A 13,555-nucleotide genomic window follows, 5' to 3' on the forward strand; every position below is an offset into this window, starting at 1 on the left:
AGTCCGGGCGGCAGGAAGGGCAGGAGTCGGGTTACCGTTCGAGTGGCCGTTGCGGGCTTTCCCCTGTTTGACACGGGGGCGGGTTGTACCGTCACACTCCGCAGCGACGACAGTGTCACCGTACGTGCCGCTGCCGTGCGTGCCAGCGCCGTACGTGCCAGAGAGCGTCGACCGGAGAGAAGAGCGAAGTTGTCCCCGACCAGCGAGACCGCACAGGGCGGCCGCCGACTCGTCATCGTCGAGTCGCCTGCCAAGGCGAAGACGATCAAGGGCTACCTCGGCCCCGGCTACGTCGTCGAGGCGAGCGTCGGGCACATCCGCGACCTCCCGAGCGGCGCCGCCGAGGTGCCCGAGAAGTACACGGGCGAGGTGCGCCGGCTCGGCGTCGACGTCGACCACGACTTCCAGCCCATCTATGTCGTCAACGCCGACAAGAGGGCCCAGGTCAAGAAGCTGAAGGACCTGCTCGCCGAGTCGGACGAGCTCTTCCTCGCCACCGATGAGGACCGCGAGGGCGAGGCCATCGCGTGGCACCTGCAGGAAGTCCTGAAGCCCAAGGTCCCGGTCCACCGGATGGTCTTCCACGAGATCACCAAGGACGCGATCCAGCAGGCCGTCCGCAATCCGCGCGAGCTGAACAAGCGGATGGTCGACGCCCAGGAGACCCGCCGCATCCTCGACCGCCTCTACGGCTACGAGGTCTCGCCGGTCCTCTGGAAGAAGGTCATGCGCGGCCTGTCCGCGGGCCGCGTGCAGTCCGTGGCCACCCGGCTCGTCGTCGAGCGCGAGCGCGAGCGCATCGCCTTCCGTTCCGCCGAGTACTGGGACCTCACCGGCACCTTCTCCACCGGCCGCGCCGGCGACCCCTCCGACCCGTCCTCCCTGGTCGCACGGCTCGCGACGGTCGACGGCAAGCGCGTCGCGCAGGGCCGAGACTTCGGCGCCGACGGGCAGCTGAAGACCGCGAACGTGCTCCACCTCGACGAGGAGAAGGCCCGCGCGCTCGCCGCCTCCCTCGCCGACACCCGCTTCGCCGTCCGCTCGGTCGAGTCGAAGCCGTACCGCCGCTCCCCGTACGCCCCGTTCCGCACCACGACCCTCCAGCAGGAGGCCAGCCGGAAGCTCGGCTTCGGTGCGAAGGCGACCATGCAGGTGGCCCAGAAGCTGTACGAGAACGGCTTCATCACCTACATGCGTACGGACTCCACCGTGCTGTCCGACACCGCCGTCGCGGCGGCCCGCGCCCAGGTCACGCAGCTGTACGGCGCCGAGTACCTGCCGGAGAAGCCGCGCGTCTACGCCGGCAAGGTCAAGAACGCCCAGGAGGCGCACGAGGCGATTCGTCCTTCGGGTGATCGTTTCCGCACCCCGGCGGAGACCGGCCTGACCGGCGACCAGTTCAGGCTCTACGAGCTGATCTGGAAGCGGACCGTGGCCTCCCAGATGAAGGACGCGACCGGTAACTCGGTCACCGTGAAGATCGCCGGCGCCGCGGCCGACGGCCGCGACACCGAGTTCTCGGCCTCCGGCAAGACGATCACCTTCCACGGCTTCATGAAGGCCTACGTGGAGGGCGCCGACGACCCGAACGCGGAGCTCGACGACCGCGAGCGGCGCCTGCCGCAGGTCGCCGAGGGCGACGCGCTCGCCGCCGAGGAGATCACCGCCGACGGGCACGCGACCAAGCCGCCGGCCCGCTACACCGAGGCCAGCCTGGTCAAGGAGCTGGAAGAGCGCGAGATCGGCCGCCCGTCGACCTACGCCTCGATCATCGGCACCATCCTCGACCGCGGCTACGTCTTCAAGAAGGGGACGGCGCTCGTGCCGTCGTTCCTCTCCTTCGCCGTCGTCAACCTCCTGGAGAAGCACTTCGGGCGGCTCGTCGACTACGACTTCACCGCCAAGATGGAGGACGACCTCGACCGCATCGCGCGGGGCGAGGCCCAGGCGGTGCCGTGGCTGAAGCGTTTCTACTTCGGTGAGGGCGGCGGCTCCGGCGAGGGCGGCGCGGCCGACGCCGGCAACGGCGACGGCGACCACCTCGGCGGTCTGAAGGAGCTGGTCACCGACCTCGGCGCCATCGACGCCCGGGAGATCTCCTCCTTCCCCGTCGGCAGCGGCATCGTGCTGCGCGTCGGCCGCTACGGCCCGTACGTCGAGCGCGGCGAGAAGGACCAGGAAGGCCACCAGCGCGCCGACGTCCCCGACGACCTCGCGCCCGACGAGCTCACCGTCGACTACGCGGAGGAGCTGCTCGCCAAGCCGAGCGGCGACTTCGAGCTGGGCACCGACCCGCAGAGCGGCAACCAGATCGTCGCCAAGGCCGGCCGCTACGGCCCGTACGTGACGGAGATCCTGCCCGAGGACACCCCGAAGACCGGCAAGAACGCGGTCAAGCCGCGCACCGCCTCGCTCTTCAAGTCGATGTCCCTGGACACCGTCACGCTGGAGGACGCGCTCAAGCTGATGTCGCTGCCGCGCGTCGTCGGCACCGACGCCGAGGGCGTCGAGATCACCGCGCAGAACGGCCGCTACGGCCCGTACCTGAAGAAGGGCACGGACTCGCGCTCCCTCACCGACGAGGAGCAGCTGTTCACGATCACGCTGGACGAGGCGCTGGCGATCTACGCCCAGCCCAAGCAGCGTGGCCGGGCCGCCGCCAAGCCCCCGCTGAAGGAGCTCGGCACCGACCCCGTCAGCGAGAAGCCCGTGGTCGTCAAGGACGGCCGCTTCGGCCCGTACGTGACGGACGGCGAGACCAACGCCACCCTGCGCACCGGCGACAGCGTGGAGACGATCACGCCCGAGCGCGGCTACGAGCTGCTCGCCGAGAAGCGGGCCAAGGGCCCCGCGAAGAAGGCGGCCAAGAAGGCGCCGGCGAAGAAGACGGCCGCCAAGAAGACCACCACGGCGAAGAAGACCGCCGCCAAGAAGACGGCGGCGAAGAAGACCACGACGGCCAAGAAGACGACGGCCGCCGCTGCCAAGAAGACGGCGGCCGCGAAGCCCGAGTGACGTTCCGGAGTGACTCTCCTGACACCGCGGGGAGGGCAGGGGCCGTGGCCCTCGCCCTCCCCGCTCCTTTGTTCGGGCGAAGGCCGCGAGGAGTAAGGGGGTCCGGATAGGGTGGACGGATGACGCGAGCAGAGCAGCCAGACACCGACGCCGCACTCGTCGCCGATTCCCGCGAGCGCGCCGTACGGGCCCTCTTGCGCCATCAGCCGCTGCGGCGGCTGTGGAGCGCCCAGTTCGTCGGCGGCACGGGCGACGCCCTCGCCCTGCTCGTCCTGATCCTGCTCGGCCTCCAGGCCGCCGTCGCCACCGGGGCGCTCGGCGGCGGATACCGCGGCGCCGCGTTCGCCGTGGCCGCCGTCATCGGCGCGCGGATGCTCGCCGCCGTCCTCTTCGGCGCCGTCCTGCTCGGCCCGCTCACCGCGCTGACCGCGCCCGGCGGCCCGCTCGACCGCCGCTGGACCATGATCGGCGCCGACGGCGTACGGATCGCGCTGCTCGTCGTCGCCCCGCTGTGGATCGACTGGACCCCCGACAAGGCGCTCTGGTTCCTGCTCGGCACCGTCTTCGTCGGCGGCGCGGCCGAGCGTCTGTGGACGATCGCCAAGGAGGGCGCCGCGCCCGCGCTGCTGCCCGCCCCGCCGATCGAGGGGGCCGCCGTCCGGCCGCTGCCCGACCACCTGGGCGCACTGCGCACGCTCAGCCTGCGCACCGGCTTCCTCGCGGTGCCCGCGGCCGCCGCCGTCCTGCTGCTCGCGACGCTCCTCGGCAACCTGCTCGGCGCCGGGATCGACTGGTTCACCGAGCACCAGGCCGCGCTCGGCTCCTACGTCGCCGCCGGTCTCTTCGCCGCCTCGGTCTCCGTCCTCTCCCTCCTCGAGCTGCCCGGCGGCTACACCCCGCGGCCCCGCTCGCCCCTGGAGGGCCTGCGCCGGCCGTCCGCCGCCGGCGACCAGGGCGCCGAGAAGGGCCGTACCGGCGCCCTCGGACTGCTCGTCCTCGCCTGCGCCACCGTCGCCTGCGCCATCGCCGCCGCCGCGGCCGTCGCCGTGCTCCACGCGTACGACCTGGGCGGCGGGCCCGTCACGTACGCGCTGCTGATCCTCGGGCTCAGCGGCGGCACCGCCGTCGGCATCCGCACCGCCGGATCCGTCCTCACCGTGCTCTCCCGGCGCCGGCTGCTGGCCCTCGCGCTCGCCGCCACCGGCATCGCCCTGATCGCGACGGGCCTCGTGCCGGACACCGCGTCCGTGCTGATGATCGCCGCCTTCGCCGGTTACGCCGCGGGGGTCGCCGCCCGCACCGGGCACAGCCTCGTCGACCAGGAGACCGAGGAGCCCCGCCGGGCCCGTTTCACCGAGCACCTGCAGGCCGTCGTCCGGGTCGGCATGGGCGTCGGCGCCCTCGGCGCCCCGCTGCTCGCCGCCGCGATCGGCCCGCACCGGCTCGCCTCCGGCAGCTTCGTCTTCGCCCACGGCGGCGCCGCCTTCACCCTCGTGCTGGTCGGGGCGCTGCTCCTGCCGGTCGCCGCGCTCGTCCTCGCCAAGACCGACGACCGGGCGGGTGTCCCGCTCCGCCGCGACCTGCGCGACGCGGTCCGCGGCGCCGACCCGGCCCAGGCCCCGTCGCCGACCGGCTTCTTCATCGCCCTGGAGGGCGGCGACGGCGCCGGGAAGTCCACCCAGGTCCAGGCGCTCGCCGAGTGGATCCGTGCCAAGGGCCACGAGGTCGTCGTCACCCGCGAGCCCGGCGCCACGCCGATCGGCAAGCGGCTCCGCTCGATCCTGCTCGACGTCTCCAGTGCCGGGCTGTCCAACCGCGCCGAGGCCCTGCTCTACGCGGCCGACCGCGCGGAGCACGTCGACTCCCTCGTCCGCCCCGCCCTGGAGCGCGGCGCGGTCGTGATCTCCGACCGCTACATCGACTCGTCCGTCGCCTACCAGGGCGCCGGCCGCGATCTGTCCCCGACGGAGATCGCCCGCATCAACCGCTGGGCGACCGGCGGGCTCGTCCCGCACCTCACCGTGCTCCTCGACGTCTCCCCGGAGACCGCCCGCGAGCGCTTCACCGAGGCCCCCGACCGGCTCGAGTCCGAGCCGCCCGAGTTCCACGCGCGCGTGCGGGCCGGTTTCCTCGCCCTCGCCGCCGGCGACCCCGGCCGCTACCTGGTCGTCGACGCCGGCCAGGAGCCGGAGGCCGTCACCACCGTCGTACGCCACCGGCTCGACCGGATGCTGCCGCTCTCCGAGGCCGAGGTGAAGGCCCAGGAGGAGGCCCGCCGCAAGGCCGAGGAAGAGGCCCGCAGGCGCGCCGAGGAGGAGGCCGCCCGCAAGGCCGAGGAGGAGCGCCTGGAGCGCGAGCGCCAGGAGCAGCTCGCCAAGCTGCGCGCCGAGGAGGAGGCGCGGCGGAAGGCCGAGGAGGAAGAGGCCCGTCGCCTGGAGGCCGAGCGCCAGGCGGAGGAGGCCCGGCAGCGGGCCGAGGAGGCCCGGATCGCCGCCGAGGAGGAGCGCAAGCGGCGCGAGGCCGAGGAGAAGATCCGCCGCGAGGAGGAGGAACGGCGCCGCAAGCAGGCCGAGGAGGAGGCCCGGCTCCGCGCCGAGGCCGAGGAGCGCCGCCTCGAGAAGCAGCGCAAGGCCGAGGAGGCCCTGCTCCGCGCCGAGGAGGCCCGCAAGCTCGCGGAGGCCGCCGCGGCGAAGGCCGCGGAGGAGGCTGCCCGGAAGGCGGCCGAGGAAGCCGCTCGCAAGGCCGCGCAGGAGGCCGCCGCCGAGGCGGCCGCCCGTCGGGCCGCCGCGGAGAGCGCCCGTGCGGCGGAGACCGCGCGCCGCGAGGCCGAGGCGAAGGCGGCGGCCGAGCGGGCTGCCGCGGAGAAGGCCGCGGCGGAGAAGGCGGCGGCCGAGCGGGCCGCCGCGGAGAAGGCCGCCGCAGCGCGTGCCGCCGCCGCCAAGGCGGCGGAGGAGTCGGCGAACGAGATCACCGTCTCGACGCCGATCGTGCAGCCGGACGCGCCCTCGGACGACGCCCAGGGCCGGAAGCCCGGCCGGGGGGCGTCGGCGGCGCCCGAGGACGACGAGGCCACGCCGACCGTGTCCCCGAACGAGGTCACCGTCCCGACGCCGATCGTGTCCCCGAACGAGATCACCGTCCCCACGCCCGTCGTGAAGCTGGACGAGGAGACCACCGTCATCCCGCGGATCCGGGACGTCGACGAGACGGCCGTACTCCCGTCCGTACGGGCGACGGATCCGGTCGACCGGGTGCCGCAGGACTTCTTCCGCGAGGAGCGCGGCGAGCGCGTCGAGCGGGGCGAGCCTGACGCGGGTGACGCACGCGAGGAGGCCGCGGGGGAGAACGACCGCACCCGCGAGCTGCCCCAGGTCGACGAGCAGGGCCGTCCCCGGCGCCGCTCCGACTGGGCCGAGGAGACCCCGCTGGACGACCTGCCGACGCTGGCGGACGAGCTCTTGGGCGCGTTCGACGACGAGGACGACGACCGGCGCGGCCGCCGCCGCTGAGCGAACCGGTCGTTCGCCAGGGCACTCCCGCCGACCCTGCGGGAGTGCCGGAGCGGCCCTGCGGGAGTGCCGGCGACGGCGGGGGGTCAGCGACCGGGAGTGCCGGCGGCCCGGCGGGAGTGTCAGAGCGGTGCCCCACAATGGAAGGCGTACCTGAGGAGGGGCAGCAGACATGGCCGTATGGGACGACCTGGTGGGCCAGCCGCGGGTCGAGGAGCAGTTGGCCGCCGCCGCGCGTGACGCCGACGCGCTCGTGACCGCGCATGCCGCCGGCGAGCCCGCTCCCGAGGCCTCCAAGATGACGCACGCCTGGCTGTTCACCGGCCCTCCCGGGGCCGGGCGGGACACGGCGGCCCGGGCGTTCGCGGCGGCGCTGCAGTGCGTGAGCCCGGACCGGGCACTCGGCGGGGCGCCGGGCTGCGGCTTCTGCGACGGCTGCCACACGGCGCTCGTCGGCACCCACGCCGACGTCGAGGTGATGCGGACGGATCTGCTCTCCATCGGTGTGAAGGAGACCCGCGACCTGGTCCGCCGGGCCCAGCTGTCCCCGGCCGGCGGCCGTTGGCAGGTGATCGTCCTGGAGGACGCCGACCGGCTGACCGAAGGCGCGGCCAACGTGCTCCTGAAGGCGGTGGAGGAGCCCGCGCCGCGCACGGTGTGGCTGCTGTGCGCGCCGTCCCTGGAGGACGTGCTGCCGACGATCCGCTCCCGCTGCCGGCACCTGACGCTGAGCACGCCCTCGGTGGCGGCCGTCGCCGACGTGCTGATCCGCCGTGACGGCGTCGAGCCGGAGGTCGCGCAGGCGGCGGCCCGCGCCACCCAGGGCCACATCGACCGCGCGCGCCGGCTCGCCACGGACGAGCGGGCGCGGGCCCGCCGCGCCGTGGTCCTGAAGCTGCCGCTGCGGGTCGGGGACGTCGGCGGCGGGCTGCGGGCGGCCCAGGAGCTGATCGACGCGGCGGCCGAGGACGCCAAGCAGGTCGCGGAGGAGATCGACGTCAAGGAGACCGAGGAGCTGAAGGCGGCGCTGGGCGCGGCCCAGGGCGGCCGGATGCCGCGCGGCACGGCCGGGGCGATGAAGGAGCTGGAGGAGCGCCAGAAGCGGCGCCGTACGCGGACCCAGCGCGACAGCCTCGACCTGGCCCTCACCGACCTCACCGGCTTCTACCGCGATGTGCTCGCCCTGCAGCTGCGGGCGGCGTCGGCCCTGGCCAACGAGGACGTGCGCGACTCGCTGGAGCGGATCGCCCGCGACACGACGCCGGAGCGCACCCTGCGCCGGATCGAGGCCGTGCTGGCCTGCCGCGAGGCCCTGGACCGGAACGTGGCGCCGCTGCTCGCCGTGGAGGCCATGACGATGGCGCTGCGCGACTGACGCGACGACCCGCCCCCGGCGCGTCCCCCCCACGACCCGTCCCATGGTCGTCTCCACGGCCCCATCCCTTGGTCGTCCCCACGACCCCGCCCCCTGCTCGTCCCTCGACCCCCCTGGTCGTCCACAGCCTTCGACGGCCGACGTGTGCCGATCCGGCGGTTGTCCACAAGGGCGGTGGGTGATTGGACACGATACGTGCGGATCCCGATACGCTCCGGGAATGGACTCCAGGCGTCTCTTCCGCACCTCCGCCACGGCCCTCGCGGCGGCCGGGCTCATCCTCTCCGGCTGCACGGGCGGCAGCGACGCGGCCGCGCCCGCGCCGCCCGCCCGGTCCGGGGCGCCGTCCGCCGCGTCCGGGGCGCCGTCCGCCGCGCTGCAGAAGTACTACGCGCAGAAGGTGTCCTGGCGGGACTGCGGTGTCGCCGACTTCCAGTGCGCGACCGTGCGGGCCCCGCTCGACTACGCGAAGCCGGAGGGCGACCAGATCGATCTGGCCGTCTCCCGGGTGAAGGCGACCGGCCCCGGCAAGCGGCTCGGCTCGCTCCTGGTCAACCCGGGCGGACCGGGCGGCTCCTCCGTCGGCTACCTCCAGGGGTACGCGGGCATCGGCTACCCCGCCCCGGTCCGGGCGCGGTACGACATCGTGGGGGTCGACCCGCGGGGCGTGGCCCGCAGCGCGCCGGTCGAGTGCCTGACCGGCCCGCAGATGGACACGTTCACGCAGGTGGACGTGACGCCCGACAGCGCGGCCGAGAAGAAGGTCCTGGAAGCGGCGTACAGGGACTTCGCGGGGGCCTGCGAGAAGCGTTCGGGCAAGGTGCTCCCGCACGTCTCGACCGTGGAGGCGGCGCGCGACATGGACATCGTGCGGGCGGCCCTCGGCGACAAGAAGCTGACGTACGTGGGGGCCTCCTACGGCACGTTCCTCGGCGCCACCTACGCCGAGCTGTTCCCGCAGCGGGTCGGACGGCTGGTCCTGGACGGGGCGATGGACCCGTCCCTCTCCGCCGAGAACCTCAACCGGGAGCAGACCGAGGGCTTCCAGACCGCGATCAAGGCCTTCGCCGCGGACTGCGTTAAGCAGGCCGAGTGCCCGCTCGGCAAGGAGTCCGTCCCGGCGGCCCTCGCCAACCTGCAGCGCTTCTTCCGCGAGACCGACGCGAAGCCGGTGCCGACGGGCGAGAGCCGGCAGCTCGGCGAGTCCCTGGCGACCACCGGCGTGATCACCGCGATGTACGACGAGGCCGCCTGGCCGCAGCTGCGGGAGGCGCTGAGCCGGGCGATGGGCGGCGACGGCTCGTCGCTGCTGGCCCTGGCCGACAGCTACTACGAGCGGGAGCCGGACGGCTCGTACGCGAACCTGATGTTCGCCAACGCCGCCGTGAACTGCCTGGACCTCCCGCCGGCCTTCTCCGGCCCGGCCGCGGTCGACGGCGCGGTGGCGTCCTTCGAGAAGGCCTCCCCGGTCTTCGGCCGCAACCTCGCCTGGGCCGCCCTGAACTGCACCTACTGGCCCACTCCGGCCACCGGCCGCCCGCACCGCATCACCGCCGAGGGCGCCGCGCCGATCGTCGTCGTCGGCACCACCCGCGACCCCGCCACCCCGTACAAGTGGGCCCAGTCCCTCGCCGGCCAGCTCTCCTCCGGCACCCTCCTCACCTACGAGGGTGACGGCCACACCGCCTACGGCCGCGGCAGCGACTGCATCGACACCGCGATCAACACCTACCTCCTGGAAGGCACCGCCCCCAAGGACGGAAAGCGCTGCTCATAGCCCCGGAACCCGCCGCCATCGGGGGTGGTCGGAGCACCCCGGGAAACTGTGTAGACTTGGCGACGCTGCTGCACCCACCATGGGAACGCACGGCATGCCGCCTTAGCTCAGTTGGCCAGAGCAACGCACTCGTAATGCGTAGGTCTCGGGTTCGAATCCCGAAGGCGGCTCAGCGAAGACCCCAGGTCGGAAGTTTCCGACCTGGGGTTTCTCTGTTTCTGGGGATGTTTCTGGGGCCTGTTCCTGGGGGCTGTTCCTGAAGGCCCTTCCTGAAGCCCGTTCCTGGGGTCACCCCCCGGCGGGCGGTTGCCGTACGGGGGGTGTCACGAGGCATCAGCCATACCCTGCCTGAGCTCAGTTGGCGGGCGTCAGGCCCGGCTGGTCGAAGGTGTCGGGGACCGGGAGGGTGTCCCAGTGGGGGATCGGCCAGGCGATGACGACGGCGCGGCCCACGACATCGGTCAGGGGGACCATGCCGCCACGGGGGTCCGACTGGTGGTAGCGGGAGTCCAGGGAGCTCTGGCGGTGGTCGCCCATCACCCAGAGGTGGCCGGTCGGGACCGTCACCTTGAACTGGCCGGGGCCGTCCGAGCTGCACGGGGTGTTGCCGGCGAAGACGTACGGCTCGTCGAGCGGCTTGCCGTTCACCTTCAGCGGGCCCGTGCCCTTGCATTCGATCGTGTCGCCGGCGACGCCGACGACCCGCTTGATCAGGTGCTGCTCCCCGGCCGCCGGCATCAGGCCGATGAAGCTCAGGAACTTCTGGGCGGCGTTGGGCTCCGCCACCGGGCGGCCCGCCAGCCAGTCGCCGGGGTCGCGGAAGACCACGACCGCGCCGCGGTCGGGCTCCGAGCCGAACCACGGGGTGAGCTTGTCGACCAGGACGCGGTCGTCCTGCTGCAGCGTGTTCTGCATGGAGCCCGACGGGATCAGGAACGCCTGCAGCAGAAACGTCTTGATCAGGAAGGCCATCACCAGCGCGATCGCGGCGAGGAGCGGAAGCTCCAGCCAGGCGGGGCGGTTTCGCTTCGGCCGCCGGCCGGAGGGCCGGGTCGCGTCGCCTTCCGGCTCCTCCTGATCGGACCGCGCCTCGATCGCCACGTCCCCCACTTCCACTCCCCGGTCTCGTCGCACACCTGCCATGGCATCGGACCCTATGCCCCGCGCCGCCCCCGGCGGTGCCCGTAGGCCGCCCCGCACCACGTTCGAGTGACCCCGAAGGGGTGGCAATAGGGTGGCGGCCGACGCCACGAACACGGGGAGGGCACGACATGGGCGAAGAGCTCGAGGTCACCGAGCGCACGCGGCTGCGGCGGATGCGGCACAAGGGGAGTCACCGGCGGGCCGATCTCGACGCCGTGCTCGCCGCCGGATTCCTCTGCCACTTCGGGGTCGTCGTGGACGGCGCCCCCATGGTCGTGCCGACCGTGTACGGGGTCGACGGCGACCGGATATACGTGCACGGCTCGGTCGCCAGCCGCAGCCTCGTGCAGGCGCCCGACGGGGTCGTGTGCCTCAGCGTCACGCACGTCGACGGGCTCGTGCTCGCCCGGTCCGTGTTCGAGCACGGCGTGAACTACCGCAGCGCGATGATCTATGGCGTTCCGCGGATCGTGACCGACCCCGAGGAGAAGCTGCGCGGGCTGCGTGCCCTCACCGAGCAGTCCTCGCCCGGCCAGTGGGACTACGTGCGGCAGCCCAGCCGCAAGGAGCTGGCCGCGACCGCGCTCGTCGCGCTCGACCTGACCGAGGCCTCGGTGAAGGTCGCGAGCGGGCCTCCGGACGACGGGGAGGGGCCGGACGCGGAGCTCGGGCTCTGGGCCGGCGTGCTGCCGCTCGTCACCCGGTTCGGCGAGCCGGTGCCCGACCCCCTTCTGCCGGCCGGCATCGAGCCCCCCGCCCACATCGCCGAGCGAGCCGGGCGGGCGGCCTGGGCGTCCGAGGGGGAGGCGGCCGCTGCTCCGTGACCCGTTCGGGTCTGCCCGGGGCTGTTTCGGCGGGCCTCGGGCGCCGGCGGCGGGTGTCATGGCGGGGAGAGAGCGCGTTCGGCGCCTCCCGGGCCACGTCACCCGTAATCCGTCGCGATCCCCAGGAGCACCCCATGGCCATGAACACGGTGATCTTCCCCGTCTCGGACCTCGACCGCGGGAAGGCCCTGCTCACCGCGCTGCTCGGGACCGGGCCCGGCATCGACGAGCCGTACTACGTCGGCTTCGACGTCGACGGCCAGCACTTCGGGCTCGACCCCAACGGCCACGGAAAGGGGCTGACCGGACCCGTCGCCTTCTGGGACGTCGACGACCTGCACGGCACGCTCCAGAGCCTGCTCGCCGCCGGGGCGCAGACCGTCCAGGACGTGCAGGAGGTGGGAGGCGGCATGCAGATCGCCACGGTGAAGGACGCCGACGGGAACATGATCGGGATCAGGTCGTCCGCCGGTCGCTAGACGGTAGTCGGCCGGTCGCCGGTCGCCAGACGCCAGACGCCAGCCGGCCGCTGGTCGGGCCGGCAGTCGGTCGGGAGCGGGGCGTCAGGTCAGGTTCAGCTCGTTCAGGGTCTCCCTGGCCGCCAGGACGTCCACCGCCGTGATGCGGCCTTCCAGGACCGTGAAGGCCAGGACCGTCTCCGGGTCGTCGTCCGGTGCCGGCCGCACCAGGCCCGTCGCGCCGTCCACCAGCGTGAGGCGGGCCTCACGGGCCCGGCCCGCCAGGCTCCGCGCCACCGCCCGCGCCCCGTGCGCGGGCTCGGCTCCGGTCCGTACCGCCTCGGCGTCCGCCCGGAGCACCACGTCCGGGTCCATCAGCGCCGTCAGCGCCTCGGTGTCGCCGCTCCGTGCGGCGGCCAGGAAGGCCGTGACGACCTCCCGCTGGCGCGCCAGGTCGGGTTCGGGCATCTCCTCCGTGCCCTGCACCCGGCGCCGGGCCCGCGCGATCAGCTGCCGGGTGGCGGCGGGCGTCAGCTCGACGACGGGGGCGATCTGCTCGTGCGACACCCCGAAGGCGTCGTGCAGCACGAAGGCCAGCCGCTCCGAGGGCGGCATCGTCTCCAGCACGGCCGCCTCCGGCTCCCGCCGGTCGGCGGGCCGGGGCGGCCGGGTCTCCCCGCCCCGGGGCTCCCGCCGGGCCGCGCGGGAGCGCAGGCGGTCCAGGCAGACCCGGGCGAGGGCGTCCAGATCCGCTTCGGTGCCGGTCAGCCGGGCGCCGACCGCCGTCATGGCCTCGTCGGCCTCGTCGTACGAGCCGAGCAGCCGGAACGCGACCGCTCGCAGTCGCGTCCGGTGCTCCTCCACGCTCACGGTGAGCACGGCGTGATCGTCCATCGGCCGGTGTCAGTCGCCGTGGCCCGTTCCGCCGCTGCCGAAGCCGCCGCTGGAGATCCCGCCCCACTTGCGCTTCTCCTCGGTCGGCGGGTCGGGGTTGGTCTCACTGCCCGAGGTGCCGCCGTCCTTGAGCTGGTACGGCATGAGCCGGTGCTCACCGTCGGTCTGCGGCATCTCGGCCGGCCGGCGGTACTCGGACATCTCGCCGGGCAGCCGGTCGGTCTCGGGCCGGTGCGGCTGGGACTCCGGATCGGGCGGGGGGAGTTCCTTGTTCTTGATCCTGATCCCGAGCGCGAAGGCGCCGATCAGAACGAGGACCACGACAAGACCGCCGATGACCTGGGCGAGGCCGGACTGCCAGACACCGGCCGCCGTGGTGACCTGTGCGGAATCCACGAGGAAAGTGTTCATACTCCAGGTTTACCCCCTTTCCGCCCGTTTGTTCCTATGAGTCTTCAGAGAGGGCGAAACCGGGCGCGGAACCCCGGGCGGGGCGGCGCGAAACCCCGGGCGGGGCGGCGCGAAACCCCGGGCGGGGCGGCGCGAAACCCCGGGCGAGA

Annotated in this window: 9 protein-coding genes and 1 tRNA gene; 7 read left to right on the forward strand and 3 right to left on the reverse strand. The window is 73.6% G+C overall.

The genetic code is table 11. The features are described from left to right. Nucleotides 1-189: 189 nt before the first annotated feature. The 5 genes from topA (at nucleotide 190) to ACIGXE_RS12185 (ending at nucleotide 9,846) form a co-directional block, all read left to right on the forward strand. Nucleotides 190-3,015, forward strand: coding sequence for a type I DNA topoisomerase (topA, locus tag ACIGXE_RS12165; protein ID WP_399746138.1), 2,826 nt, complete (start codon nucleotides 190-192; stop codon nucleotides 3,013-3,015). 119 nt (nucleotides 3,016-3,134) lie between these two features. Then, nucleotides 3,135-6,524, forward strand: a complete 3,390-nt coding sequence (gene tmk / locus ACIGXE_RS12170) for a dTMP kinase (protein WP_399746140.1) — start codon at nucleotides 3,135-3,137, stop codon at nucleotides 6,522-6,524. Nucleotides 6,525-6,696: 172 nt separating this feature from the next. Beyond that, nucleotides 6,697-7,899 carry a DNA polymerase III subunit delta' gene (locus ACIGXE_RS12175; RefSeq protein ID WP_399746142.1) on the forward strand — a complete coding sequence of 401 codons (1,203 nt, stop codon included), beginning with the start codon at nucleotides 6,697-6,699 and terminating at the stop codon, nucleotides 7,897-7,899. Between the two features lie 220 nt (nucleotides 7,900-8,119). After that, on the forward strand, nucleotides 8,120-9,676 hold the full coding sequence (locus ACIGXE_RS12180) for an alpha/beta hydrolase (RefSeq protein WP_399746144.1): 1,557 nt from the start codon (nucleotides 8,120-8,122) through the stop codon (nucleotides 9,674-9,676). Between the two features lie 96 nt (nucleotides 9,677-9,772). Next, nucleotides 9,773-9,846: transfer RNA gene (locus ACIGXE_RS12185), tRNA-Thr, on the forward strand. A 184-nt stretch (nucleotides 9,847-10,030) separates the two neighbouring features. On the opposite strand, the gene lepB is transcribed toward ACIGXE_RS12185, so the two are convergent. After that, complete coding sequence (lepB, locus tag ACIGXE_RS12190; protein WP_399746146.1) at nucleotides 10,031-10,786, reverse strand: signal peptidase I; 756 nt, start codon at nucleotides 10,784-10,786, stop codon at nucleotides 10,031-10,033. A 161-nt stretch (nucleotides 10,787-10,947) separates the two neighbouring features. On the opposite strand from lepB, the gene ACIGXE_RS12195 reads away from it, so the two are divergent. Both ACIGXE_RS12195 and ACIGXE_RS12200 read left to right on the forward strand, forming a co-directional pair. Next, nucleotides 10,948-11,643 (forward strand): pyridoxamine 5'-phosphate oxidase family protein, encoded by a 696-nt coding sequence (locus tag ACIGXE_RS12195; RefSeq protein WP_399746148.1) that lies wholly within the window; start codon nucleotides 10,948-10,950, stop codon nucleotides 11,641-11,643. Nucleotides 11,644-11,777: 134 nt separating this feature from the next. Then, entirely contained in the window at nucleotides 11,778-12,122 is a 345-nt protein-coding gene (locus tag ACIGXE_RS12200; protein ID WP_399746150.1) for a VOC family protein, read from the forward strand. An 84-nt stretch (nucleotides 12,123-12,206) separates the two neighbouring features. Here ACIGXE_RS12200 and ACIGXE_RS12205 read toward each other — a convergent pair whose 3' ends face one another. Both ACIGXE_RS12205 and ACIGXE_RS12210 read right to left on the reverse strand, forming a co-directional pair. Continuing rightward, nucleotides 12,207-12,980 (reverse strand): sigma factor-like helix-turn-helix DNA-binding protein, encoded by a 774-nt coding sequence (locus tag ACIGXE_RS12205; protein ID WP_399746152.1) that lies wholly within the window; start codon nucleotides 12,978-12,980, stop codon nucleotides 12,207-12,209. A 24-nt stretch (nucleotides 12,981-13,004) separates the two neighbouring features. Further along, on the reverse strand, nucleotides 13,005-13,406 hold the full coding sequence (locus ACIGXE_RS12210) for a DUF6479 family protein (protein WP_399746154.1): 402 nt from the start codon (nucleotides 13,404-13,406) through the stop codon (nucleotides 13,005-13,007). Nucleotides 13,407-13,555: the final 149 nt, after the last annotated feature.

This window comes from Streptomyces sp. NPDC053431, assembly GCF_044544925.1.
In the GTDB taxonomy this organism is placed as follows: Bacteria; Actinomycetota; Actinomycetes; order Streptomycetales; family Streptomycetaceae; genus Streptomyces.